27 protein-coding genes are annotated in these 24,454 nt (G+C 31.4%); 8 read left to right on the plus strand and 19 right to left on the minus strand.

Going from position 1 to position 24,454, the window contains the following annotated elements; translation table 11 throughout:
- Nucleotides 1–218: 218 nt before the first annotated feature.
- Both CD135_RS11475 and CD135_RS11480 read right to left on the minus strand, forming a co-directional pair.
- Complete coding sequence (locus tag CD135_RS11475) at nucleotides 219–671, minus strand: DUF3995 domain-containing protein (protein WP_103269498.1); 453 nt, start codon at nucleotides 669–671, stop codon at nucleotides 219–221.
- 52 nt (nucleotides 672–723) lie between these two features.
- A complete protein-coding gene (locus tag CD135_RS11480) occupies nucleotides 724–1,539 on the minus strand; it encodes a metallophosphoesterase (protein WP_103269499.1) in 816 nt (271 codons plus the stop codon).
- 111 nt (nucleotides 1,540–1,650) lie between these two features.
- Between CD135_RS11480 and CD135_RS11485 the strand changes: the two genes are divergently transcribed.
- On the plus strand, nucleotides 1,651–2,442 hold the full coding sequence (locus CD135_RS11485) for an arylamine N-acetyltransferase family protein (RefSeq protein ID WP_103269500.1): 792 nt from the start codon (nucleotides 1,651–1,653) through the stop codon (nucleotides 2,440–2,442).
- Nucleotides 2,443–2,528: 86 nt separating this feature from the next.
- On the opposite strand, the gene CD135_RS11490 is transcribed toward CD135_RS11485, so the two are convergent.
- The 7 genes from CD135_RS11490 to CD135_RS11520 all read right to left on the minus strand — a co-directional run bounded on the left by CD135_RS11490 (nucleotide 2,529) and on the right by CD135_RS11520 (nucleotide 9,415).
- Nucleotides 2,529–3,938 (minus strand): MFS transporter, encoded by a 1,410-nt coding sequence (locus CD135_RS11490; RefSeq protein WP_064204766.1) that lies wholly within the window; start codon nucleotides 3,936–3,938, stop codon nucleotides 2,529–2,531.
- A gap of 357 nt (nucleotides 3,939–4,295) precedes the next feature.
- Nucleotides 4,296–4,646: a PTS glucitol/sorbitol transporter subunit IIA gene (locus CD135_RS11495; protein WP_064204765.1), complete on the minus strand. Its 351-nt coding sequence runs from the start codon at nucleotides 4,644–4,646 to the stop codon at nucleotides 4,296–4,298.
- Nucleotides 4,647–4,667: 21 nt separating this feature from the next.
- Nucleotides 4,668–5,684, minus strand: coding sequence for a PTS glucitol/sorbitol transporter subunit IIB (gene srlE, locus CD135_RS11500; protein WP_064211193.1), 1,017 nt, complete (start codon nucleotides 5,682–5,684; stop codon nucleotides 4,668–4,670).
- Nucleotides 5,685–5,694: 10 nt separating this feature from the next.
- Nucleotides 5,695–6,246: a PTS glucitol/sorbitol transporter subunit IIC gene (gene srlA / locus CD135_RS11505; RefSeq protein ID WP_064204763.1), complete on the minus strand. Its 552-nt coding sequence runs from the start codon at nucleotides 6,244–6,246 to the stop codon at nucleotides 5,695–5,697.
- Nucleotides 6,234–6,704 carry a transcriptional regulator GutM gene (locus CD135_RS11510; protein ID WP_064204762.1) on the minus strand — a complete coding sequence of 157 codons (471 nt, stop codon included), beginning with the start codon at nucleotides 6,702–6,704 and terminating at the stop codon, nucleotides 6,234–6,236. Before CD135_RS11510 ends, srlA begins: the two co-directional genes overlap by 13 nt.
- Before the next feature lie 2 nt (nucleotides 6,705–6,706).
- Nucleotides 6,707–8,590, minus strand: coding sequence for a BglG family transcription antiterminator (locus tag CD135_RS11515; protein WP_103269501.1), 1,884 nt, complete (start codon nucleotides 8,588–8,590; stop codon nucleotides 6,707–6,709).
- Nucleotides 8,591–8,617: 27 nt separating this feature from the next.
- A complete protein-coding gene (locus tag CD135_RS11520) occupies nucleotides 8,618–9,415 on the minus strand; it encodes an SDR family oxidoreductase (protein WP_064204760.1) in 798 nt (265 codons plus the stop codon).
- Nucleotides 9,416–9,596: 181 nt separating this feature from the next.
- On the opposite strand from CD135_RS11520, the gene merA reads away from it, so the two are divergent.
- Nucleotides 9,597–10,919 (plus strand): hypothiocyanous acid reductase MerA, encoded by a 1,323-nt coding sequence (gene merA, locus CD135_RS11525; protein WP_103269502.1) that lies wholly within the window; start codon nucleotides 9,597–9,599, stop codon nucleotides 10,917–10,919.
- A 92-nt stretch (nucleotides 10,920–11,011) separates the two neighbouring features.
- Nucleotides 11,012–11,581 (plus strand): ATP-dependent Clp protease proteolytic subunit, encoded by a 570-nt coding sequence (locus tag CD135_RS11530; protein ID WP_064204758.1) that lies wholly within the window; start codon nucleotides 11,012–11,014, stop codon nucleotides 11,579–11,581.
- A 151-nt stretch (nucleotides 11,582–11,732) separates the two neighbouring features.
- Here the strand turns inward: CD135_RS11530 and mhqD are convergent, their stop codons facing one another.
- The 5 genes from mhqD to norA all read right to left on the minus strand — a co-directional run bounded on the left by mhqD (nucleotide 11,733) and on the right by norA (nucleotide 15,810).
- Complete coding sequence (gene mhqD, locus CD135_RS11535) at nucleotides 11,733–12,323, minus strand: methylhydroquinone degradation carboxylesterase MhqD (protein WP_064204757.1); 591 nt, start codon at nucleotides 12,321–12,323, stop codon at nucleotides 11,733–11,735.
- Between the two features lie 21 nt (nucleotides 12,324–12,344).
- Nucleotides 12,345–12,950, minus strand: a complete 606-nt coding sequence (locus tag CD135_RS11540) for a flavin reductase family protein (RefSeq protein WP_064211200.1) — start codon at nucleotides 12,948–12,950, stop codon at nucleotides 12,345–12,347.
- Nucleotides 12,951–12,974: 24 nt separating this feature from the next.
- A complete protein-coding gene (gene mhqE / locus CD135_RS11545) occupies nucleotides 12,975–13,940 on the minus strand; it encodes a ring-cleaving dioxygenase MhqE (RefSeq protein WP_017000326.1) in 966 nt (321 codons plus the stop codon).
- Between the two features lie 70 nt (nucleotides 13,941–14,010).
- Nucleotides 14,011–14,442 carry a MarR family winged helix-turn-helix transcriptional regulator gene (locus CD135_RS11550; RefSeq protein WP_017000325.1) on the minus strand — a complete coding sequence of 144 codons (432 nt, stop codon included), beginning with the start codon at nucleotides 14,440–14,442 and terminating at the stop codon, nucleotides 14,011–14,013.
- Between the two features lie 228 nt (nucleotides 14,443–14,670).
- Nucleotides 14,671–15,810 carry a multidrug efflux MFS transporter NorA gene (gene norA, locus CD135_RS11555; RefSeq protein ID WP_103269503.1) on the minus strand — a complete coding sequence of 380 codons (1,140 nt, stop codon included), beginning with the start codon at nucleotides 15,808–15,810 and terminating at the stop codon, nucleotides 14,671–14,673.
- Between the two features lie 152 nt (nucleotides 15,811–15,962).
- Between norA and CD135_RS11560 the strand changes: the two genes are divergently transcribed.
- The 3 genes from CD135_RS11560 to CD135_RS11570 all read left to right on the plus strand — a co-directional run bounded on the left by CD135_RS11560 (nucleotide 15,963) and on the right by CD135_RS11570 (nucleotide 18,316).
- Nucleotides 15,963–16,778, plus strand: a complete 816-nt coding sequence (locus tag CD135_RS11560) for a MerR family transcriptional regulator (protein ID WP_103269504.1) — start codon at nucleotides 15,963–15,965, stop codon at nucleotides 16,776–16,778.
- A gap of 149 nt (nucleotides 16,779–16,927) precedes the next feature.
- On the plus strand, nucleotides 16,928–17,590 hold the full coding sequence (locus CD135_RS11565) for a transposase (protein WP_103269505.1): 663 nt from the start codon (nucleotides 16,928–16,930) through the stop codon (nucleotides 17,588–17,590).
- Between the two features lie 3 nt (nucleotides 17,591–17,593).
- Nucleotides 17,594–18,316, plus strand: coding sequence for an IS3 family transposase (locus tag CD135_RS11570; protein ID WP_258027599.1), 723 nt, complete (start codon nucleotides 17,594–17,596; stop codon nucleotides 18,314–18,316).
- A gap of 187 nt (nucleotides 18,317–18,503) precedes the next feature.
- Here the strand turns inward: CD135_RS11570 and CD135_RS11575 are convergent, their stop codons facing one another.
- The 4 genes from CD135_RS11575 to CD135_RS11590 all read right to left on the minus strand — a co-directional run bounded on the left by CD135_RS11575 (nucleotide 18,504) and on the right by CD135_RS11590 (nucleotide 21,374).
- Nucleotides 18,504–19,184, minus strand: a complete 681-nt coding sequence (locus CD135_RS11575) for a hypothetical protein (protein ID WP_103269506.1) — start codon at nucleotides 19,182–19,184, stop codon at nucleotides 18,504–18,506.
- Nucleotides 19,177–20,058 carry an ATP-binding cassette domain-containing protein gene (locus CD135_RS11580; protein WP_103269507.1) on the minus strand — a complete coding sequence of 294 codons (882 nt, stop codon included), beginning with the start codon at nucleotides 20,056–20,058 and terminating at the stop codon, nucleotides 19,177–19,179. Before CD135_RS11580 ends, CD135_RS11575 begins: the two co-directional genes overlap by 8 nt.
- The gene (locus CD135_RS11585) at nucleotides 20,045–20,416 is read right to left on the minus strand and encodes a GntR family transcriptional regulator (protein WP_017000320.1); all 372 of its coding nucleotides are present in this window, start codon (nucleotides 20,414–20,416) and stop codon (nucleotides 20,045–20,047) included. The genes CD135_RS11580 and CD135_RS11585 overlap by 14 nt, the downstream gene beginning before the upstream one ends.
- A gap of 247 nt (nucleotides 20,417–20,663) precedes the next feature.
- On the minus strand, nucleotides 20,664–21,374 hold the full coding sequence (locus CD135_RS11590) for an alpha/beta hydrolase (RefSeq protein WP_103269508.1): 711 nt from the start codon (nucleotides 21,372–21,374) through the stop codon (nucleotides 20,664–20,666).
- 193 nt (nucleotides 21,375–21,567) lie between these two features.
- On the opposite strand from CD135_RS11590, the gene CD135_RS11595 reads away from it, so the two are divergent.
- Nucleotides 21,568–22,467 (plus strand): Mph(C) family macrolide 2'-phosphotransferase, encoded by a 900-nt coding sequence (locus CD135_RS11595; RefSeq protein ID WP_103269509.1) that lies wholly within the window; start codon nucleotides 21,568–21,570, stop codon nucleotides 22,465–22,467.
- Between the two features lie 129 nt (nucleotides 22,468–22,596).
- Complete coding sequence (tagD, locus tag CD135_RS11600; RefSeq protein WP_017000317.1) at nucleotides 22,597–22,989, plus strand: glycerol-3-phosphate cytidylyltransferase; 393 nt, start codon at nucleotides 22,597–22,599, stop codon at nucleotides 22,987–22,989.
- A 47-nt stretch (nucleotides 22,990–23,036) separates the two neighbouring features.
- On the opposite strand, the gene CD135_RS11605 is transcribed toward tagD, so the two are convergent.
- Nucleotides 23,037–24,454, minus strand: a 1,418-nt coding sequence (locus CD135_RS11605; RefSeq protein WP_142382255.1) for a CDP-glycerol glycerophosphotransferase family protein, incomplete at its 5' end; no start/stop codon positions are given.

Raw genomic sequence — 24,454 nt, forward strand, 5'->3', positions numbered from 1 at the left:
TCTGCTAAAAATCAAACAGATTTATTTTGTTAATACATTCTAAAAAACCAATGGTTGATTACTTCTAAAGATATTACACATAAATATGGACTTGACTTGCACGTGGACCTCGTCTTGCAACTTTATACCATATTTACTCAAACAAAAAACTGAGACAATTTAACTGCCTCAGCCTCTTAATTATGAGCAAGGATTCAAATCCAGACTCCACTATTTATTTAGATTAATTTTTGCTTTGTGTTTTGTTTTTTTATTTTCATTAAGAATCCGAATAGTCCTATACCCCACAATAAAAATAGAGGGTCCCACACCATCGCTTGGCCAAATGTAGTATAAAAATCATGATACTGGATAACTTGCAACAACTTTAACCATCCTACAACTGTATTTAACCCCCCATATATCATTAAAAATACTGAACCTATACATGATATATAAAATAAAATTTTATTATATGTTTTCATTAAATACAAAGGTCCTAATGTTGCTATTCCTTTAAATAAACCGACCACAATTAACATGAGGTTCATCCATATTCCCCACTGTGCATTAAATGTAAAAACCCAAGAACCGACTGATAATAATCCAGCTGTTCCTCCAAATGCCCAATACAACGAGAATAATGTATGTACCAGCCCACTTACAACGAAAATTGAAATAAATTTTTTCACTTTATCACCTATTTTGAACAAATATCGTCTTATTTGCTAAGCGACTTGCTTTCTAAATTTCAATAATTTGAATTGTATTTTGTATTTCTTGTTTTAAATCTTTAGAACGCCATTCTCTTTGATACCCTAAGCATGGACAAATAAAATTGACACCTTTTTCTTCTATATTATTACGAAAATGTACGTGTCCCATTATGCTATATTTTATCGGATACTTTTCATAAAATAAATCAAAATCTGATGTTCCTATAAACGCATTAAAATAATCAAATATTCTATGTGGCATAGGTACAGCAAATTGTTTGTGTGTGACGATGTGCGTCATCAAAATAATATTTTTGTCTTTAACTTTTTCTAAATCTCGTCTTACTGAATCTGCTGCTAGTTTAGACATTTCTAGATCAGACTTACCCCAATCTATTCTTTCTTTATCTAGCCAAGTAGATCCGTAATATTTTCTTCTTTCTAAACGCTCTAGGCTAAATTTTTCACTATCAGCAAAGCTGTAATCATACCAACCGCTATGACCTACAATCGCCCATTCATCATTGATTATATATGGGTCTGCAATTATACTTTCTGGTTGTGATTTATAATACTCAAATATTTCATAAGAAGTCTTTTCTTCCGCTTCATTTTTCCAATAATCATGATTGCCAGGAATAAATAACACTTCTATATTTGTTTGATGTTTAACATTTTGTATAAATGGCATTGTTTGTTGATAATGGTTAGAAATATCGCCTGCTATGAGTAACATATCTAGTCTCAATCGCTTCACTTCATCAATTAAAACACCTTCAAAATCTTTCGGAAAATAATGATTACTTCGATCGATATGCAAGTCAGAAATCGCACCAATTTTCATACTTATTACCTTACTTTCTATTGTATACCCTTTAACTTCAATCTTATATTAACATATAAATGTAAACTATCCTTTATAATAGAATTAATAATAATTATTGGAGGCATATAAATGGATATTCAAAAGTTTGAAGAATATTTAAAAATAGATTCTAAAAATTATAATCAACTTAATTTAGAAACTTTAAATCATTATATAACACGCTTTATGTACACTGTTCCTTTCGAAAATATTAGCGTACAAAATCAAAAATCTATTTCCGTTAATATCGATGACTTATATGAAAAGATTGTTATAAATCATCGTGGAGGATTTTGTTATGAAATGAACACTATATTTCAGTTTTACTTAGAACAAAAAGGTTTTAGTATTACTTGCGCATCCGCTACTATACACACACCTGATGATGGATGGAGTAACGATGGTTCACACATGACAACTATCGTGCAATTAGATAGACCATATATAGCTGACGTGGGATTTGGAGACTTACCTATTAATGCGTTACCCGTTCACTATGAATCTGATAATATGACTGTCACTACTGTATCAGGTAGCTATCGCGCAATCTACGGAGAAAACGAAGAAATTCTTGTTCAAAAACTACAAGACGATAATTCTTGGAGAACTTCATATAAAGCTAAAAATATATCCAGACCATGGTCATATTTTGAAGAACATTTAGAATTTAATGAGCATAACCCAGAATCTATATTCGTACAAACATTGCTCATCACAATGGCTAAAACCTATGGTCGCGTTACAATGTCACAAGATCAACTAACGATAACTAAAGCTGATGGTAAAGAACAATCACCAGTAACACCACAAAATTACAAATCCATCTTGCAAAAATACTTCGGGTTAGACGTGACAATACAAACAATTGAAAATAAAGTATAAAAATCATAAAAAAAAATCTCCTAACCCACTGCTGAATATACAACGGATTAGGAGATTATTTATAAGAAAAGGATATGTCTCAGTCCTTATTTCTCTTTTATTTGTAATTCTTGTTCTTTCCACCATAATGCTTCTTCAGCATTTTTAACAACGTGATTAAATTCTTTTTCATTTGATACAGTAGGATATGAGCCTTTTAAAGCTTTTCCTGAAGTTGTTTCAAATAATACAAGAATCGTTATGAAACCGATAAGGCTGACAGCTGTTAAGTAATATGCTGGTGCTAGTGGGTTTTGAGTAACGTGCACTAACCATGTTGACACTAATGGTGTTGTACCACCAAATATTGATACTGATACGTTAAATGTAACAGCTAGTGTGCGGTAACGTACGTCTGTAAAGAAAATACTCGGTAATAAACTTGGCATAGAACCTTCATAAGTTGAAAGGAAGAATCCAAGTATTAAAATACCAAACGATACAAACATTAACTGATTCATGCCCATAAAGTAAAAGGCTAGTAATGAAAATGCAGTTAACCCAAATGAACCGAATAAGACAACTTTCTTATTACCAATCTTGTCACTTAGACGTCCGAATAAGAATGCTAGTGGAACCATTACAACCATAACACTCGTAATGAGAATTGTACTTACAGTCGTTGAGATGCCAATAACTTCGTCTAAATATGATGGCATGTATGAAAGTAACATGTAGTTCGTGATATTAAAGAATGCCACTGTAATAAAGCATAAGATAATATCTTTTTTATGATTTTTAATAATCGATACAAATGATTCAGGCTCTTCTTCATTTTCTTCGATTTCATTTTCAAATATAGGTGTTTCGTCTAAATGTCTTCTTAAATAAAGACCGATTAATCCAAGTGGTGCGCCAAGAATAAATGGAATTCTCCAGCCCCACGCTAGCATTTGTGCATCAGATAAAGCAATAAACATACCACTCGCTAATAAAGAAGCAAGTATGTAACCTGCTAAAGTTCCAATTTCTAATCCACTGCCTAGTACACTTCTTCTGTTATCAGGAGATAATTCAGCAATATATACCATTGCACCTGCATATTCTCCCCCCGTTGAAAACCCTTGAATAATTCTAGCAATTAACAAAAGAATAGGAGCCCATATACCAATTTGATCATATGTAGGTAAAAGACCGATTAATAAAGTTGAAGCAGCCATTAATATAATAGTTGTCGTCAATACTGTCTTACGACCAAGACGATCACCAATTCTACCAAATATAACCCCACCTAACGGTCTCATTAAAAATGCAATCGCAAATGTTGCGAATGTAAATACTAATTTTAATTCATCGTTCTGTACGCCAGTAAAAAAGTTTTGGCTAATAATAATTGCTAAATAAGAATATAGACCGAAGTCAAACCATTCCATAGCATTACCTATACCTGTTGCGTAAACACTTTTCTTAGTTTGTTTCATATCAACAACATTAATTTTGTTTTTGTTAAATTTCATGTTTGATTAAACACCCTTTCGATATAGTTATGTATCTTAGCATATCGACAAATTAACACAACTGTAATATTACACTTGTATACCTTGTCGTAAATTGTGAAAACCGCCACAAACGTTATAACTTATACCGATTGAAACTGGTCGACCAATGGTGTAAAATTATATTAATTTTCTTAAAATTTGCATTGATTTCCTATAGAAAGTTACTTTATTTATATAGTAAACAAATGTTATCTTTCCTAAAATTTGTATGATGAAAGGAATAAATCAAACCGTAAAATCATCTTCTTTGAACATAAAAAAGTCCCTTTAAAAGTTAAATTTCACTTAACTTTTAAAGGGATAAATTTTATAAAACTATTTAATTTCTATTTTTGTACCTTCTTCTATATTAGCAAGAGGCTTATCTTCTAAATATAATGTTCCAGATTGTTCAGCTTCTGTGCTCCCATCAAACTTTAAAGTAATATGACCTAAATCATTTAAGTTTTTATTAACAGCAGAGCCTACTTTTGTAATTTTATATTCATTATCATCTAAAAATAGCGTTTGTGATTCAGTTATTTCTCCGTCTATCTCATTTATATCGATTATATAACAAAAATCGACTAACTCATCAGGTGCATTATCACCAAATAATATAACCATCTTTTCAGCTTCGAATGCTGATGCATCTTTTCCTATACGCTTTATTTCTGTCTTGTACATTATTTATGCACTCCTTTTTATTTATTTATATAATCCAAAGCTTGCCAGCCATGCTACAAATACCCGCGGTACACCGTTTAAGAAGCGTGAATACAGTACGGATGGCACACCGACTTCGATTGTTTTCGTTTCTGCTTCTGCTAAACCTAGCCCTACTGGAATAAAGTCAGCAGCATTTTGAGTATTGATTGCAAATAATGCCGGTAATGCTAAGTTTGGCGGTATATTCCCTTTACCAATTTCTACACCAATTAAAGTACCTAATACTTGTCCAATTACGCCACCAGGTCCTAACAATGGACTTAAAAATGGAAGTGAGCATATAAACCCAATTATAAGAAGACCCCAAATGTTACCCGCTAATGGTGACATAACCTTAGCAAATACATCTCCAATTCCAGATCCTTGAATAATACCAATCAATAATGCTACAAATCCCATGAATGGTAAGATTGTATGCAACATTGTATCTACTGCATCACGTGCAGCTTGATAGAAAGTATTAATAACTTTACCTGCTGCTAGACCAATTTTCGTTAATATAGATTTATTTTCCTGTTCTGCTCTTGTTTCCATAATTTTTTTATCTTTAGAATATGAAGCTGTTTCATTACTTTTTGTTTCTTCAGTTGACGCAGTTGATTCCGCTGTTGTTTCATTAGAACTACTTTCTCCTGCTACGCTTACTTGCTCTACATCCACATTTGAAACATAAATATCTTCTGTAATATGTTGTCTCAAAGGACCACTTTTACCTGTTGCCATAATGTTTACAGTCGGGATACCTTTTTGAGGGTAAATACCACATCTCAAAGTACCACCGCAATCTATAACAGCAACCATAATTTCATCTTCAGGTACTGATGTTTCGAAACCGTTAACAGGTGAGCCACCAGTAATTTCACAAATTTTATCTACTATTTCAGGTCTGTGACCACCTGTAACATACATAACTTTGTCTTTCTTGCCTTCTATTCCAATTTCTAAAGGGCCACCAAAGCCACCTGAACCTTTAACAATTCTAGCTTTTTTACTCATGTTGCTCACCTCATCCTTCTAATTTAACTTCTGTACTTAATTTTACTTTTTGTTGTTTTTCTACGTAACTAGTTGTAAAGTCAGTAACCCATCCACCAATAAAGTTCATAACTAAACCAACAAGTAAATATCTTACTGCTAAATCTGTCATCGGTAATCCTAATTGTTGAACCCCATTTGCGATACCTAAGAATATAAATAATTCTGCTGGGTTAATGTGCGGAAACAGACCGTTACTCGTATGTGCGAACTGAGCTGCTGATGCAAAATAACTTGGTTTATACTTCTCTGGCATAAATCTTCCTAGAGAGTGGACCATCGGATTTGCTAACATAAATGAACCTAAAAACGGTAATACTAAATATCTTAAAAATGGGTTTTTAGATGATTTTTGTGCGATTATATTAATTCTTTTTTCACCTATTAATTGGATTAATGTGTTCATCGCAATTAATAACATTAGTACTAAAGGTACAATTGTTGTCATCCAGTCTATAAATGTATCTGCGCCTGTTTGAAATAAATTGATAAAACCTTCTGCTAACTTAACTATGAAGTCCATGTTGATTTACTCCCTTCTTTTTTAAACATTCCATTAATTTTTTTAACTGCTTTCATCATTGGAGAAGGTATCTTTTCAATTTCTCCTCCAGATTGAATAACATTAAATGTGTGGTGAGCGTCTAAAATAGCTTTTATTAATAATTTGTTATACTTTTTTAAATCTGTATCTCTTAATTTCTGAATCTTATATCCTTCTAAACCTTTTAATTTCTTGAATTTAGAAAATACTGTGACACCTTGCATATAGCGTGCCTCTTCTATTTCATTACGGTTATTAATTTGAAGAAGTACCAACGTTCCCGATTTAAATATAGCTGGTCTTCTTCCAATAGCAACGCGACCATTTTCTCGCAATTCCGTATAGTGTTTAGTGAAATTTTTAATTTGAAGCAAACCTAGCAAGTATTGAATTATAAATCCAACAGCTAATATGACAATCAATATGATGAAAAATATAGCTAACCCCTCATTTCCTTATTTAATATATGTGCAAGCGCTATGTAATCCGTATCTTTTCTTATCTGATTGATAATATAACTATTGGTCGTAATAGCTAAAATCTCTTCATATAATCGGATTAGTACCGCTTCATTCACTTCAGTTTCTGGTGTCGCAACGAGCACAACTAGTTTTACCTTTTCACAATCATTCAATGGTTGGTTAATGATTGCTAATTTAAACCAAATACCATGAAAATGGTGACTAGTGTGTGGAAATCCCAGAAATCCTGTTACTGTTGATTTATGCTCTTCTCTCTCTAAAATTTTAGAAATAAAAGTATGATCAACTTTATTCTCATTAATCAGTTCATTTGATAAATACGCGATTACTTCTTCATACGTCATACTTTCATTAATTTGATAAACATCTTGTTCACTTAAAAAATCTACTATAATACTTTTGTTAAACAGCTTTTTATTGTTGACGTCTTTATAAATCATGAATTGTTCGATTTTAAGTTTTAACGCTTGTTCATCTAATATGTTATCTATATAAATTATTCTGTTAAACAATCTATTTGTTTTAATGGTTGATACCGTTAAGTCATAATCATCAATTTGAAATTGATTTAACTCATTTTCACTAATTACATCAATCGTTATTTGATTACCAAATATTTTTTCTAATTGAACTCTCATTAATTTCGCACTACTCAAACCTTGGTTTGTTATAAATGCGACTGAATGAATTTCTTTAAATTTTTGTTCTAACTGCTGTAAATAGACACTGAAATAAATTGATAAAAATCCAAGTTCATTTAAAGGCACTTTAATATTGATTTCTTTTTCAATATTTGTAGCTAACACTTTAGAAAGCTCATATGCAAACGGATATCTGTACTCAACTTCATTAATAAAGTCATTTTGTATTCTAATATCAAATATCAATCTATTTATAAGGTATTTAATGTGAAGTTGTATATCCGTGCTAAATAATTCTTCATCTATTTTGATAGTGTAATAAAAATCAATATCATCAATCGTTTGTTGAATAATGCGATTTAAAATAGATTGATCATCTTCTGAAATGATTTCATCTAACAATGAAGCTCTTCTACCTATAATTTGAAATACGATTAGCAAAATTTCTAAATTTGGAAATGTTATTGAGTACTGATGACTTAAATATTCTTTAATTTCGCTTAAAGCTATAAAGTCTTCAGACTCAAACACTCTTTCATCGATTTGTACATTTTGTCTTATTTTATAATCATTTTCTATTCTTGATAAAACAACTTTAGTTGCAGTGATAAGTCGGTTAAACGTTGCGTGGTCTAAGTTATATTGTGTTTTCGTCTTATCGAGAATTGCATATATGGAATCTGGTAATGTGTAAGAACTATACTTTCTATTGAACAGTTCTATTAAAACTTTTCTCACTTCTAGTTCATTACCTTCTATACGTAAACCAACATTTTGAGTACCTTTAATACTAACTCTATAATGTTCTAATTTAGTTTTAATACCATTAATGGTATTATTGACAACACTTTTACTTAGAAATAAATCTTCAGCTATATCATCTATTGTACAAACGCCGTTATAAAGCAAATAATGGAATATGTTTTCTTCACGTTCCTCTAATTCATCAAAATGATAATGAATATGAGATTCTAAATCTTTGAGTAAATTAAAAAATTTCTTTTCATCTGCTACTATCATTGAAATCGATTGATTTTGCTTAAATATACTAATAGAACCTTCAAAATAAGTTTGAAGTTGATTAATGTAATTCGTTAAAGTTCTTTGAGAAATAGAAAGTTTATGGGAAAGTTTATCAATTGAGATACTTTGCTTTTTAAGCGTTTCAACAATTAATAAATGTTTTTTATTTAATATCAATACTTTCCCTCCTTCCTCTATTTAAAGTTATCCTCGTGATTTACCACCTGAGATATTAATCGTTGTACCAGTAATATAACTTGATTTGTCTGAGCTTAAATAACAAACTAAATCAGCTACTTCTGACAACTTACCAACTCTACCTAAAGGAATAGATTTTGAATAATCACCATTCAATTTATCTACTGTCGTATTTCTACTATAAGCTAGTGCTTCTTCATATTGTTTAGTTCTTAGACCAGTTTCTTCTAAAATTCCTGGTGCTATAGCCACAACCTTAATGTTATGTTTCCCTAGCTCTTTAGCCCAACTTCTCGTAAATCCGATTAAAGCTGCTTTTGTAGCAGAATAAATACTTTGCCCTTCTGATCCTTCTTGGCCAGCTTCACTAGCAATATTTACGATAATCCCTTTATTTTGTTTCACAAAATGTCTACTTACTTCTTGGCTGAATAGAATTGGCCCTTTCAAGTTTACACCGAACATTAAATCTAAATCTTTCATATTAATTTCATACTCTGGCTTTTCGCCTTTAACATCTACTAATAATCTTGGTAAATTAATGCCAGCATTATTAATTAATACGTCTATGCGAGATTGTTCTTCAAAAATTGTATTCACTGTCTTTTCAACAGCTTCTTTATTCGTCACATCAGTCTCTATAAAATGATAATTCCCGTTATCAATTGGATCGTCTTTTAAATCTATATTATATACAACTGCACCATTTTCTAATAATGAATTTACAATTTGTCTACCGATACCAGAAGTACCACCTGTTACGATGATTACTTTTTCATTTATTTCTAACCAATTTTGAGCCATGACTTTTCCTCCTAATGAATGTTGTATATTCATTATAGGTTCAAACGCTTACATAATTAATTTTGTCTTTTGTGCACTTATAAGAAATTAAGAAAATAATACCTTAAATTCAAAAATTTCATAATATTTTTATAAAGTACTATAATTGGTTATAGAGATTATGAGATGGAGGTTTTATACTATGAAGCATTATGACATATTAGTAATTGGTTTTGGAAAAGCTGGTAAGACGCTTGCTAAAGATTTTGCTGGTCAAGGAAACCAGGTTGCTGTAGTTGAGCAAGATTCAAATATGTATGGTGGCACGTGCATTAATGTCGGATGTATACCTTCTAAAACGTTATTACATGAAGGTAATGAAAATCACACCTTCACTGAAGCAATTAATCGTAAAAAAGATGTCGTATCGGCATTAAATAAGAAAAATTTTGATAATCTAGATTCTGATGAAAATATTAAAGTTTATACTTATAAAGCACAGTTTAAGGATAATGAAACTGTCGATTTGTTAAATAAATCAAATGAAATTGTTGAATCTATTCAAGCAGACCATATCATTATAAATACAGGTAGTCGCTCAAATATACCTGAAATAGAAGGAATTGAGCAAACTGAGAACATTTATGATTCTAAAGGTATTATGGAATTGAGACATTTACCAGAACATCTCGTGATTGTTGGTGCAGGTTATATCGCTTTAGAATTTGCGACGATTTTCTCAAGTCTCGGTAGTAAAGTTTCGATGATTCATAATCGTAAACATATATTAGGTACTGAAGATAAAGATGTAGCATCTCATATTTACGACCAGTTGTTGAACCAAGGTATAGAATTTATAGATGAAGCGGAAGTTCACGCTTTTTCAACTGAAGATAATCGTCCTGTTGTTCATACTAACCAAGGTGATATTTCTGGTGATGCTGTCCTACTTGCGACTGGACGCATACCAAACACTGACCTCGCATTAGAAAATACTGATATTAATCTAGGCGATAAAGGTGAAATTAAAGTGAATTCTTCATTAGAAACTGCTGTAGATAACATTTATGCAGTTGGTGATGTTAAAGGTGGCCCACAATTCACTTACATTTCTTTAGATGATTATCGAATCGTTAAAGATCAAATTTCAGGCAATAAAAAACGCTCAACTAAAAATAGAGGTCATGTTCCATATACAGTATTCTTAGACCCACCTTTAGGACGTATAGGAATGACAGCTAGTAAAGCTAGAAAAGAAGGCTTCAATGTAAAAGAAGGTATGATTGAAGTTAAAAATATTCCTCGTCACAAAGTTAATAACGATGATAGAGGTATATTTAAAGCGGTAGTTGATGTAGATTCACAACAAATATTAGGCGCTAGTTTGTACGGCACAGGATCTGAAGAAATTATTAACGTTCTTAAACTCGCTATGGATATGGATGTGCCTTATACAAGATTAAGAGATAACATTTACACGCACCCTACTATGGTCGAAGCATTTAACGATTTATTTGATATATGATAAAAAACTTTTGGTCAATAAAGGTCAAATTATTTGAAATGTACTTATATATCATTCACAATAAAGTTAAATATTATGATAGGAGTGATTTCATGTCTGAAGAAAAACAACAAGAAAAAGACATACTAACTGAAAAACTATTAGAAACACGTACGATCATTATAACTGGTGAAATTAATGATAAAGTTGCAAAAGAAGTTGGTAACCAACTTTTATTACTAGAAGCAATGGGCGATGAACCAATTACTTTATTCATTTCCAGTCAAGGTGGTCATGTCGATTCAGGTTATTATATTCATGACATGATTAATTTCGTGAAACCAGAAGTAAATATTATCGGTTCTGGTTGGGTAGTAAGCGCAGGCGTAATTATTTATCTAGCTAGTAAAAAAGAAAACAGATATAGCCTACCAAACACAAGATTTATGATTCACCAACCATCAGGCGGCGTACAAGGACAATCTGTAGAAATGGAAATTACAGCTAAAGAAATTATACGCACACGTCAAAAAATCAATGAATTAATCGCGAAAGAAACAGGACAGCCTATAGAAAGAGTCGAAAAAGATACAGGCCGCGACTACTGGTTAAGCACACAAGAAGCTTATGATTACGGCTTTATCAATAAAATTATTAAATCACGCGATGAAATCGATAAATAAATATATTGTTACTATAATCAACAGATTGTATATTAACAAAGAAAGAGTCCAGAACATAAATAATTGTCCTGGACTCTTTTTTATATGGCGGTACCTGACTGGGTGGAACCAAGAAATCTTTTTAGCAAAATAAGATTTCTGTTCCACTCCCTTATAATATTTCTTTTGCTGCTAGTACTGCTTCTTGTGTAATTTCATGACTGTTCACCCAAGTTTCATGTACTTCAGCACCGCGTTCTTTAAATATTTCAATCACTCGTTCACTTTGTTCTTGTGTAACGATTGGATCTTGTTTACCCATTGATAGGAATACTTTAAAGTTTGATAAATCTTTTTGATTATCTTGTAAGTCTAAAGGATATAATGGTGCGAATAATAACGCTTTTTGGAAAGGTGTACTTTCTCTTAGTATTAAGTTAATCGCCATATTCGACCCGTTTGAAAAGCCTACTGGTATAACGTCTTCTAAATTAAACTCATATTCTTTTGATGATTCTTTGATAAAATCATATAATTCTTGACCTCTATACTCTAAATCTTCTAAGTCATAATCGCCTTCTGCACGTCTCTTGAAGTAACGCGCCATACCATTTTCGGATATTTCACCTTTTACACTTAACACATTATAACTTGGATCAAGCATTTCTGCTAAAGGTAGTAAATCTCTCTCGTCTCCACCTGTTCCGTGTAATAAAAGAAATACAGGTTTGCCTTGTTCACCTTGTTTAAATATATGTTTCACTTCTAGTCAACTCCATTCACTTTATGGTCTTTCTATTGTAAATGTGCGCCCTATTTCAGCGTAATCATTACCTGCTAATCTACTTACTGCACTTAATTCATCTTTATTAATATAGCCATCGTTATAAATAGCATCATCAAAATGATAATGTTTTATTTCTAATAATATTAAATCAGATACAGGTTTATCATCTTTTTTAATAACCATTGTATCGTGTAATACTGCTTCAAAGCGTACCTTACTTTGTTTCAATCCTGGTACTGAGACACTTAACGATTCTACAGTATCAAATGTTGTACGCGTAAGTTCACTTTCATTTCTATTTAAAAGCGCAGCGGTTTCATTTGTATTTTCAACGTTTTCTGTATCTACAATGTGTACGACTGCTTCTTTTTGCTCCAATATATTTCGAGCCGTGTCTTTCGATTCTCCATTTACTCTTTGTACTGCTATAGATAGTATAGGAGGTTCTGAAGAAACAACGTTAAAGAAACTAAAGGGTGCAATGTTTAATATACCGTCTTCAGATTGTGTCGTAACTAATGCAATTGGTCTAGGTATAACAGACCCTATTAATAATTTATAGTTTTCTTTTTGCGTTAATTGTTCTGGACGTAACACTTTCATCAGAACCACTCCTTTTCTATTTAATTAGTCATGCTTTCTTGTCGTATCAAAATGTTTAATTTCAGATTCAATATACTCACGCTGAGACTCTAAGAATGGTGGTAACGCAAGACTTTCCCCTAATGTTTCATAAGGCTCGTCTCCCATAAATCCTGGACCATCTGTAGAAATTTCTATTAGTATATGTCCAATTCTGGCATATAATGCTTCAAAGTAGAAACGATTAACATTTCCTGAGTTACCAATGCGTAGTTCTTTATATTTTTCTTCCCATGCTTTGATAGCTTCGTGATCTTTCACTCTAAATGATACGTGATGAACTTCACCGTACCCTTGTCTAGCTTCAGGTGTTTTGTCATCTTTTCTTAAAATAACTTGACCACCGTTACCACCTTCGCCAACTTCAAATAATGTTACATCTTCTTCTTCAACAATTGGTTTCATACCATATATTTGTTTCAATACTGATTTGAAATCGTCATAATAACTAACTGTAATTTCAATTGGTCCTAATCCATATATCGCTTTATCTTCAGGAACTGGTCCGTTTTTCCATGGTATGCCTGGTTCAACACCTTTATTTAATTCATCTGAGAATAATTGATATCTTTGACCGTCTTTCTCTTCAAATGGTAAAACTTTTTTACCAAACAGTTCTTGAATACCGTCATTTTTAACACCAAATTCTTCAAATCTCTCTAAATAATATTCTAAAGCTGCATCGTTTGGTACTCTGAAGCCTGCACGACTAATAGAATTTGTACCTCTTTGACCTTTAGGACTATTTGGGAAATCAAAGAATGTCATGTCTGTCCCTGGTGATCCTTGATCATCTGCGAAAAATGTATGGTACGTATATATATCATCTTGGTTTACTGTTTTTTTAACTAAACGCATTCCTAATACTTCTGTAAAGAATTCATAGTTTCTTACTGCATCATCTGTTATAGCAGTTACGTGATGGATTCCGATAAGTTCGTTATTACTCATTATAGATTCCTTCTTTCTTTATTTTTTATTTCGAATTCGAAATAATAACGCTGAAAAAAATTTGCGCGACTTACTCATTAGACATTGCGCTAATTTTTTTTAATGCTCTTCTTAATATAGCAAGTTCTTCATCATCTAAGATAGAAAAAGCATTCGCAATTGTTTCAGCATGCTTTGGAAAAATATTTTCCATTAACTTATGCCCTTCATCAGTTAATACTGCATACGTGATTCGTTTATCTTTCGTATCTTGACGACGTCTCACATAACCTTTCTTAACTAATTGATCAATGACATATGTTGTACTACTACTTGCTATTAAAATACGTTGTTTAACCTTTTGAATAGGCTGATCACCTTTATGAAATAACAGTTCCATTACGGCAAATTCAGTAATATTCAAACCATAGTTCTTCATGTCTTGCTTAACAATACGATCAATCGTATCATTCGAGCGTTTAATACCTACCAATGCCTTTAAAGATTCATCTGTTCTATTCATGTCATCACCTATCCACATATTATTTCGATTTCGAGATGATTGTAACGCGATTTTAGATGTAAGTCAACAGTTTTGAGTATATTAATTATACTAAGTATAAAAATGATAAATTAAAAGCCTGAGACACAGTATACGTCTCAGGCTGATTCAATATAATGGCAATAGCTGACTGGTATGAAGTTGCACTTATATCAAACTTTTTTCATACCTAGTCCCACTTCGCTTATTTTAAAACTTTAATTTATCTGGTTTATAGAACACTAATATAACCGCCGCAAATACGAAGAAACCTATCGCAACGTACATCGGGAAGTTAATATCTATGTCGAACACTACCCCTGCTACTAACGGGCCAACTAAGTTACCGACGCTGGTTGCGGCAGAGTTTAAGCCACCCGCTGTTCCTTGATTTTTTCCGGCCAATTTCGAGAAGTAATTCGTCATTGATGGTCTTATTAAATCAAATCCTATAAATATAATAAAACTTACAAGCATAACGGATAAATAACTCGAAGCGAAAATAAATGCGAATAACACGATTACTGAATATATAAGTGAGAACAATGTAAGTCTAATTTCTCCAATTCTTCCTACGATTCTTTCAAATAGGAATAGTTGGAATATAACCCCTACAATAGCTCCACCTGTAATCGCAATAGAAATATCTTTCGGTTCGAATCCTACTTTTTCTGCTGTATATAATGAGAACATCGTCTCAGTTGAAGATAAACCGTAAGATAAAATCAACATTACAACGACAGGAACGACGAACAATTTATATGGGAATGGTTCTTTTACTTTCGGTTTGTCGACATCTTCTACTTCTTTTTCTTCTTTTAACAAAATAATAGAGAAGAGTAGCGCAATGATACCTAATACACCGGCAAAATAAAAAGGCATTCTATGCGATATTTCTGCTAAGAATCCTCCCACTCCTGGTCCAATAATAAATCCTGTGTTAATTACTGCTGACATGTAACTAAAGTTTCTTGCTCTATTTTCCGCGGTTGATAAGTCACCGATCATACCATTAACACCAGGCATTACAAACGCTGCACTAATACCACCTAATACTCTTGATAATAAAAGTATTGAAAAAGTATTCCCTACCGCAAAAATAAATTCTGATATGGAGAATAATAAAAGTCCAATAATGATAATGATTTTCTTACCAAACTTATCGGCAAATCTTCCTCCAAATGGAGAAGCAATCATTTGAAACAACGCAAACACTGCTACTAATAATCCTAAATCACTACCGTTCAAATCTAAATCGTACAATATTGTTGGTAGTACTGGGATAACAATACTAATACCTAAAAACATAAGAAATATATTAAAATATAAAATGTTTAACTTATTCTTCATATTAGACCTCCTTATTCATTACTTTATTAAATATTAAGTGATTTTCACTATATTCTAATCTATTTGTTTTCATTTTCATATCAAAAAACACCTTTAATATATTAAATTTAAAGTGTATAGTAACTATATAGTCAAGTGGAGGAATTCAATTTATGCAAAAAATTAATCATATACCTATAAGCGAGTTTGCAAGTCTAACAAATGTTAGCAGACAAACGTTGATTTACTATGACAAAATAGGCTTATTTAAGCCGGATTTTAAAAATGAAAGTGGCTATCGTTATTACTCAGTTAAACAAATCGAGTTTATTAGTGTCATTACATTATTGAAAGAATTAGGTATGTCCTTAAAAGAAATTAAACAATATACACAAGACAAATCACCAGAACTTTTCCTAGATCTCATGCAACAACAAAAGAAAGTCATACAAGCACAGAAACAACAATTAAATTTTAATGAGCTCGTAATAAACGATAAAATCAAATCTATCAAAGATGCTATCCATACAGAATTCGATAAAATTGAACTTCACGATATAGAAAACACTACATTTTATATTAGTGATAACATCAATAATGTTTCCGAGCTAGATTTTCTAATATCAATAAACCAATTTGTAGATGAGCTCAAGCATCACAATTTATTCTCTAGTCAACCAATAGGCGTTGTAACAAAGAAAAATGAAATTTTAAATAAACAATATAATCAATATAGCTACCTTTATGTTGAAATCCCATCAAATAAAAGTGACTATACAAATACCATTACCCTAAACGGACAGTACTTAGTCGGGTATCATGTCGGTTTAGATCAAACAATTTATGAAACTTATCAAAAGATGTTTAACAAAATAGAAGAATTGAATTTAGAGATCGGTCAATACGTTTTTGAAGAATATGTATTCGATTCAGTGATTAAAAATAATGAAAAAGAATATATTACGAAGATTATGATGGAAATTACTTAAGGGATCCTGAGATGTTTATATGTCTCAGCTTTATTTTTAGATTTGGGTCAGAAGAAAAATTAGTTTGTGTGTTTATGTAATAATTAATCCACTAATGAAGTGCACCCCAAAAGTTGAACCAAAAATAAACTTTTAGGGGTGTTCATTTTATGAATAAAAAATATAGCTTAAAATTTAAATTAAAACTAGTTAAAAGATATAGAGAAGGCACTAATAGTGCTACTAGTATAGCTCGTGAATTTAGCATTGGTCGATCATTATTATTTTGCTGGAATTATCAATTTGAATATTTTGGAGAAGCAGGGTTATCTCCTAATAAAATTTCTAGGTATTATACTGACGAAGAAAAACTTCATATCTTACGATATAGAAAGAAATATCAATTATCTTATAGAGAAACAGCGATTCATTTTAAAATAATTAATTATTATTTAATAAGTCAGTGGCAGTCTAAATTTGATAAGTGTGGTATTCTTGGCATAAATAACATGCGTGAAAGTGAGAGACTGCCAATGAATAGAAAAAATAAAAATAAGAAGCTCAACGATAGTGAGAGAGCCGAATTAGAGTATTTACGTGAACAAAATAAGCGATATGAAATACTTATGGCGTACGAAAAAGTTAAACACCTTAATTCAAGAGGATCAAAAAAACAAAAAGTGATAGCTATTAATGAATTAAGGTCACAAACAAATTATAAACTGAAAGATATATTAGATGTGGCTCAAATTGCCCGTAGCGTCTATCATTACTGGATAAAGAAGTTAGAGTCTAAAAATGGTGTTTATAATAAATTAGTTAATTTAATTTAAAAAATTGTACATGATAATAAGATGAGATATGGATATAGACGCGTTACGCTAACACTAAAAAAATTAGGTTTCATTATTAATCATAAAAAAGTACTTAGAATTATGAGAGAGAATAATTTATTATGTACAAAATTTACACGTCGCTCACGCTCTTTAAAAACATATAAAGGACAAATTGGAAAAGTAGCTAAGAATATGTTAAATCATAGATTTAAAACCGATCGTCCATTACAAAAATTAGTGTCAGATGTTACACAATTCAATATAAAAGGCTCAAATGTAAAGCTCTATCTTTCAACTATTCTTGATATATATTCTGGTGAAGTTATTTCATTTTCGATAAGTAAATCGCCTCAATTGTCTTTCGCCATGGAATCGTTAATTACTTGCATTGATAAACTAAAAAATTTGAGCTATCGAACTACTATTCATACAGACCAAGGGTGGCATTATCAACATAATTCCTGGGTTTCTACTTTAAAGGAAAATAATATATTCCAAAGTATGTCCCGTAAGGGAAACTGTTTAGACAATGCGCCAATGGAAAATTTCTTTGGATTACTCAAACAAGAAATGTTTTACGGTATGAAATATGATAGTTACGATGTTTTAAAAAAAGATATAATTCAATATATTAAGTATTACAATCATGATCGTATCAAGACGAAATTAAATGGAATGTCACCTGTAGAATACAGGGAAAATTTCAAAGTAAATATATTATAAAAAAGTCCAACTTTTAGGGTTCACTACATAACAGTATCTACTCTTACTTTTCATCAGTTCCATCCCAAAAAAAAAGAGCTCAGGATTTATATCCCAAGCTCTTCAGAATTTTTGTAAGTACATGCCCCCACAAGTGTCAGCACCTTACAAAATCGTCATAGTTTTTATTTTCTACTATTATAAATATTCACTCTTTCATTCGAGCTTTTATCATTATAGGGTATATCAAGAGCGCTGCTATTACACCAACTGCTCCTAATATATGAAATGTTTCATAAATATGATTCATTATCCATTCTACAAGTGGCATAATATCACCTAAAACAGACCAAATGAATACAATTACGCCAAGAGCAAATACACCTAATGCAGTTGGAATTATACCAATTCGATACATAATAGCTGCTAGTAAGAAACATACTCCTGCGATAAATAGTATAGCTAGGAAATCAATCCAAAAGTTATCTAACACACTCGCATTTGGTACTAAGTCTCCTACTCTCAATAATACTACTGTACTTTTTGAAGAGTCTGTAATTAATCGAACGATATAGCTAACAACTTCTTGTACGATAAGCAATGCAACCATGAATATTAGGTAACTAGACCATACGCTAAAAATATATTGTTTTCTCGTTGCGCCTAGTTCAATAGATGCTTTAAACGGATCGTGAAATAAGAACAATGGTAAGAATCCTAATATACCAAACACTGGACCTGATAATAGTGGTCTAAAGTCTTCTGGTTCTCCAAAATAACCAATAGCCACATAAAGCGCTGCTAGAAGTATAAGCACAACCGTGAATATATAAAGTTGAAGTTTCAGTTCCCTAAATACAATTGAAAATGAACCTTTAAAATTATTCATGATGGGCCTCCTTCGTCATCGTTATATTAACTAAATAATCTTGTATATTCGCTTTATCCACTTTTATATTTAAAGCTTTACATTGCTCTATCAGTGAATCACTATACGAAACATCCACCATTACTTTATGCTGACTGAGTATTGTAGATTGTTCGATAATATCTTTGTCTGATACAACTTGTTTAATATCTTCTAATTTGCCAAGTAATACTGCACCTCTTGATTGGAAATACTCAATAGGTTCATGTAACTTAACCTCACGATTAGAAATGATAATTAGCTTTTCACAAATTTTTTCTATTTCTTTAATATGATGAGAAGCAATCATTATATATCTTGGGTCTTCATCATATGACTTTATTAATGCTTTAACGAATACCTTTCTCATATATGCATCTAAACCATTCGTAGGTTCATCTAACATTGTCACAGGTGCATGGCTCGCAATACCAATCACACCTTGTACCATAGACTGCATACCTTTAGAGAAAGTCTTAATTTTCTTCTTTCTTGGTAATTCAAACAAATCAATTAAATAATCCGCTTCTTCTTGATCCCAATTCGTATTAAACATCGCTGCAAACTTCATCGCCTCATTTACTGTCCATGATTTCCCAAAATAATGATTCTCTCGCAAATAAGTGATTTCTTCCGTTGCACTCGTGTTGTTAAATGGCTTCTTATCCAATACAGATAGATGACCTGCGTCAGGACGCTCTTGCCCAGAAATTAATTTCATTAAAGTTGTTTTACCAGAACCATTACGTCCCCATAATCCAACAATCATAGGTTCGTCTTCTTGGAGTGATAAATGCTCTAGAATGTTTTCATCCTTATACTTAAATGACATATCTTGAATATCAATGATTGTCATAATCTTGTTCCACCCTTCTTATGAGTTCTTCTTTACTTATATTTAGTCTTTTAGCTTCTTTAACCATATTCTGGATATAAGAATTAGAGAATGCTTGCATTCTTGTATTTACAAGCTTGTCGCGCGCGTCTTCAGCTATAAATACACCAATACCTCTCTTCTTAACAACAATACCTTCATCAACCAACAGTGTAATACCTTTTTGAGCCGTCGCCCTATTGATATTATAAAAATTCGAAAGTTCTGTTGTAGAAGGTATTTGTTCACCTTCTGACAAAAGTCCTTCAACTAAATCATCTTTAATCATATCTGCAATTTGCAAAAATATAGGTGTTTCATCATTCAATGTAGGTTTCATATTCATTCTCCTTATCCTATAACATGATTGGTTGATTAGTTGTGTAACCAACTATAATACTTACTATGTTATTTGTCAATCAATTTTATGTATATTTACTCTCATAATACTGCAATATTCCCATTATATCAGTATTTTAAAGTTATGAAATTTTTATAAAAGGTTGGTTAGCCATCTTGTCGAAACAATAAAAAAGCAAGAGATAAATATCCCTTGCTCTAAATAAATCTTAACTTTTACGCTTTAATTAATACAATATTTTATTAATACCCTCTGCAAAATACGTTTCAAAAAAGTGGTGACGATGTATACCTTCAGGATGTGTTACAAAAGTTAAACGAGAATCAGGGTTAACTAACTTCTCTTCAAGAATTTCTACACCCTCTTTAGTACAAGGAACCATATTCTTTAATATATTTGGATACTCAGCACCCTCTAACTCACCGACATACCAATAAACATCCCGAGGATATTCAATATTATCAGCCTTTTTAAGAAAATCAATAAATCCAGGATACCACATTGAAGCAGACATTACTAAATACTTACCAAACAAATGGGGTCTTGTAACTAAAGCATAAATAGATAGTAACGCACCAAACGAACCGCCACCAATAGTTAAATACTCCGACTCATCAAAAATATGATACCTTTCCTTTAAGTAAGGGATTAATTCAAATTCCAGTAAATCTAAATACTGCTCAGCTTCCCCACCATAATGCTGTCCACTAACATCCTCAATCCAAGGCGTATATTCCCTATTACGCTCTACTGGTTCAACACCAACAAACATGACATTACTTGGATATTCTTCGACAAGCTTATCAAAAAGATATGAACCATCCTGTACAATAACAGTGTGAAAAGGCACAGAATCAGAATTATCATCTTCATAATGTTCAGGAAGTGCAATCGTTAATAAACGACCATTCCATAAAATTTTTTGTACCTCTTGCAAACCCATCCACTCCTATCATTCTCAATATTATCAATTGAGAAATATTATCATTTATAACATCATAACATAAAATACTTTCATACGTTATAGCACAATCTCTTGCAGTTATCGTTTGCATATCAGTTATATTTATATCAAGATAAAACAAAATACTTTCATAAGAAAAATACAATAGAAATAAGGGGCCAATAAAATGACTCAACATAATGAAATTATTAAATGCGCAGAAAAATATCAATTGCATATCCAACCTCAAACAATCTCGTTGAATGAATCAGGACTAGATTTCCAAGTTGCATTTGGAGAAGATGAACAAGGCGTAGAATGGGTTTTAAGACTACCAAGAAGACCTGACGTTTATAAGCGAACAAAATCTGAAAAACAAACGGTAGATTTCTTACAAAAGAACGTTTCATTTGAAGTACCAAAGTGGAAAGTACACGAAAAAGACCTTATCGCTTATCCAAAACTTACCGGTAAACCTGCAGCAACAATAGATCCGCAAATACAAAACTATGTATGGAAAATTGAACACAAACCAGTACCAGAAAACTTTGTTAACACATTAGCTGAAACACTCGTAGACTTGCACAACATACCAGAAGAAAACATTACCGCATATCATATAAATATCAAAACTATACAAGAAATAAGAAATGACTTTCAAAGAAGGATGAATAAAGTCAAAGAAACTTATGGCGTAGCAGATGAGTTATGGAACAGATGGCAACAATGGTTAGAAAACGATGAACTATGGCCACAACATGCAACCATGATACATGGAGACTTACATCCAGGACATATAATGGTAGATAACGAAGCAAACGTCACGGGACTCATAGATTGGACCGAAGCAACCCACTCCGATCCTTCAATGGACTTTATGGGACATCATCGTGTATTCGGCAACGAAGGATTAGAGCAACTTATAACAGCATACGATAAAGCAGGAGGAGAAACATGGCCACGAATGAAAGAACATATATTAGAACTCAATGCAGTGTTCCCAATGTTTATCGCTGAGTTTGCTATAGAATCAGGAGAAGCGGCGTATGAGAAAATGGCATTGAAAGAGTTAGGTATGGAAGAGTAGAAGTTATAAAATAAGATATTTATAAAAAATATTTATATAATTTTGAAAATAAAAACTAATTGTAAAATTTAGGTTTACAATTAATTAACAATATATTAACATTTAAGTATTATAAACTGGAGGTTCATTATGAAAAGAGTTATTACATATGGCACATATGATTTATTACATTACGGGCATATCGAATTACTAAGAAGAGCTAAACAATACGGAGATTATCTAATTGTGGCACTTTCTACTGATGAATTTAACAAATTAAAAGACAAAAAATCATATTATAACTATGAACAAAGAAAAATGATGTTAGAATCCATTCGTTACGTTGATCTTGTCATTCCTGAAAATGAATGGGAACAAAAAGTAAAAGACGTTAAAGATTACTATGTAGATACATTCCTAATGGGTCACGATTGGGAAGGCGAATTTGATTTCCTTAAAGACCAATGTGAAGTTATCTATTTAAATCGTACAGAAGGTATATCAACTACACAAATCAAAAAAGAATTATATGGTGAAGAATAATTTAATATAAAATAAAAAAAGAGTCTGGAGAATCCAGACTCTTTTTTTTAATCATATTTTAAACCTTTATGAATCATATCACCAATATATTTTGAAGCTTTACCTTTTTCTAAATTACAAAAGCGGTCATAAAATTGGTCTATTTTATCTTGATATGAATCTTTAATAAGCTCTATATCTGTTAAACTATCTGCTAAGTCATACGCATCTGTAAATATAGGCCCCGGGAGATCATTTGTATAGTCTAGATAAAATCCTCTTAAGTCTTTATCATATTTGTCAATGTCATATGCAAAGAAAAATTGTGGCCTTTTTAAAATGCCATAATCAAACATTACAGACGAATAATCAGTTATTAATGCATCTGATATTAAATATAGTTCTGATATATCCTCATAATTTGATGCATCTATTGCAAAATCTTCAAACCCACTTAAATCTAGAGAATTTGATATTAAGTAATGCATACGCAATAATACTACATATTTGTCTCCAATTGATTCATATAGATTTTTTAAATTAATTTTTAAATCAAACAAGTAATGACCTTTCTTAACAAATTCATCATCCCTCCAAGTTGGAGCATACATAATAACTTTTTTATCTTTAGGTATATTTAATTTCACTCTAATTTTCTCTATAAACTCAGAATCATTTGCACGATTTACAAGTACATCATTTCTAGGATATCCTATTTCTAACATTCTTTCTTCATCCATCCAAAAAGCTGATTGGAATACTTCAGTTGAATAGTTATTTGGCGAAACAAGGTAATCCCATCTTGATGTTTCAATATGAAAGTTCATTTTATACCTAGCTGTGGTTGTACTTGGCATTCTAACAACTTTCATATCATTTGCTAACCTTTTAAGTGGTGTTCCATGCCATGTTTGTATATAAATTTGATTATGTTTTTTATTTATAAACTGGGGCATACGGGCATTATTTACCCAAATTTTTGCTTTTGAATAAGCTTTATAATAATCAAAGCTTCCTTTTTTTATTTTCAGTGCATTTCCTGGAATTGAATTTTTGCTTGGGTTTTTAAAAATCCATATATAGTTATATTCAGGATAATGCTCTTGCATATATTCATATATGTATTTAGGGCTATCACTATAATTTTTACCTCCAAAAGATTCAAATACTATTGTTTTATGATCGACGTTATTTGGGTTATCAAAAAGATTATATATTGATCGGTTTTTATTTTTACTATTAAAAACTATACTCTTTAAATTTCTAGATATCTTTCGGTATTTATTAACGTTATAAGCAAACTTAGGTTTGTTAATTAATAGCAATAACATTTCAATATTGTATAACATTTTTTCTCTATCAATTATAGAAAGTTTCATTTTTTTGATGATTTTTACTAATAAAGCATTATGTACTTTATACCTCTTATTTATATCTATCTGTAGAGGGTTAAATTCTTTCATAATTTTTGTTTTCATTTTATTAC

It is taken from the genome of Mammaliicoccus lentus (assembly GCF_002902755.1).
GTDB lineage: Bacteria > Bacillota > Bacilli > Staphylococcales > Staphylococcaceae > Mammaliicoccus > Mammaliicoccus lentus.

Bases quoted from the DNA above. Each gene is read 5' to 3' on its own strand.
- merA (WP_103269502.1), top strand. From the start codon at position 9,597: ATGAAGCATTATGACATATTAGTAATTGGTTTTGGAAAAGCTGGTAAG.
- CD135_RS11485 (WP_103269500.1), top strand. From the start codon at position 1,651: ATGGATATTCAAAAGTTTGAAGAATATTTAAAAATAGATTCTAAAAAT.
- CD135_RS11490 (WP_064204766.1), bottom strand. From the start codon at position 3,938: ATGAAATTTAACAAAAACAAAATTAATGTTGTTGATATGAAACAAACT.
- CD135_RS11480 (WP_103269499.1), bottom strand. From the start codon at position 1,539: ATGAAAATTGGTGCGATTTCTGACTTGCATATCGATCGAAGTAATCAT.
- tagD (WP_017000317.1), top strand. From the start codon at position 22,597: ATGAAAAGAGTTATTACATATGGCACATATGATTTATTACATTACGGG.
- CD135_RS11580 (WP_103269507.1), bottom strand. From the start codon at position 20,058: ATGACAATCATTGATATTCAAGATATGTCATTTAAGTATAAGGATGAA.
- CD135_RS11495 (WP_064204765.1), bottom strand. From the start codon at position 4,646: ATGTACAAGACAGAAATAAAGCGTATAGGAAAAGATGCATCAGCATTC.
- CD135_RS11595 (WP_103269509.1), top strand. From the start codon at position 21,568: ATGACTCAACATAATGAAATTATTAAATGCGCAGAAAAATATCAATTG.
- CD135_RS11550 (WP_017000325.1), bottom strand. From the start codon at position 14,442: ATGAATAGAACAGATGAATCTTTAAAGGCATTGGTAGGTATTAAACGC.
- mhqE (WP_017000326.1), bottom strand. From the start codon at position 13,940: ATGAGTAATAACGAACTTATCGGAATCCATCACGTAACTGCTATAACA.
- CD135_RS11520 (WP_064204760.1), bottom strand. From the start codon at position 9,415: ATGGCTCAAAATTGGTTAGAAATAAATGAAAAAGTAATCATCGTAACA.
- norA (WP_103269503.1), bottom strand. From the start codon at position 15,810: ATGAAGAATAAGTTAAACATTTTATATTTTAATATATTTCTTATGTTT.
- srlE (WP_064211193.1), bottom strand. From the start codon at position 5,684: ATGAGTAAAAAAGCTAGAATTGTTAAAGGTTCAGGTGGCTTTGGTGGC.
- CD135_RS11565 (WP_103269505.1), top strand. From the start codon at position 16,928: ATGAATAAAAAATATAGCTTAAAATTTAAATTAAAACTAGTTAAAAGA.
- CD135_RS11575 (WP_103269506.1), bottom strand. From the start codon at position 19,184: ATGAATAATTTTAAAGGTTCATTTTCAATTGTATTTAGGGAACTGAAA.
- CD135_RS11585 (WP_017000320.1), bottom strand. From the start codon at position 20,416: ATGAAACCTACATTGAATGATGAAACACCTATATTTTTGCAAATTGCA.
- srlA (WP_064204763.1), bottom strand. From the start codon at position 6,246: ATGGACTTCATAGTTAAGTTAGCAGAAGGTTTTATCAATTTATTTCAA.
- CD135_RS11560 (WP_103269504.1), top strand. From the start codon at position 15,963: ATGCAAAAAATTAATCATATACCTATAAGCGAGTTTGCAAGTCTAACA.
- CD135_RS11540 (WP_064211200.1), bottom strand. From the start codon at position 12,950: ATGAAAGTGTTACGTCCAGAACAATTAACGCAAAAAGAAAACTATAAA.
- CD135_RS11530 (WP_064204758.1), top strand. From the start codon at position 11,012: ATGTCTGAAGAAAAACAACAAGAAAAAGACATACTAACTGAAAAACTA.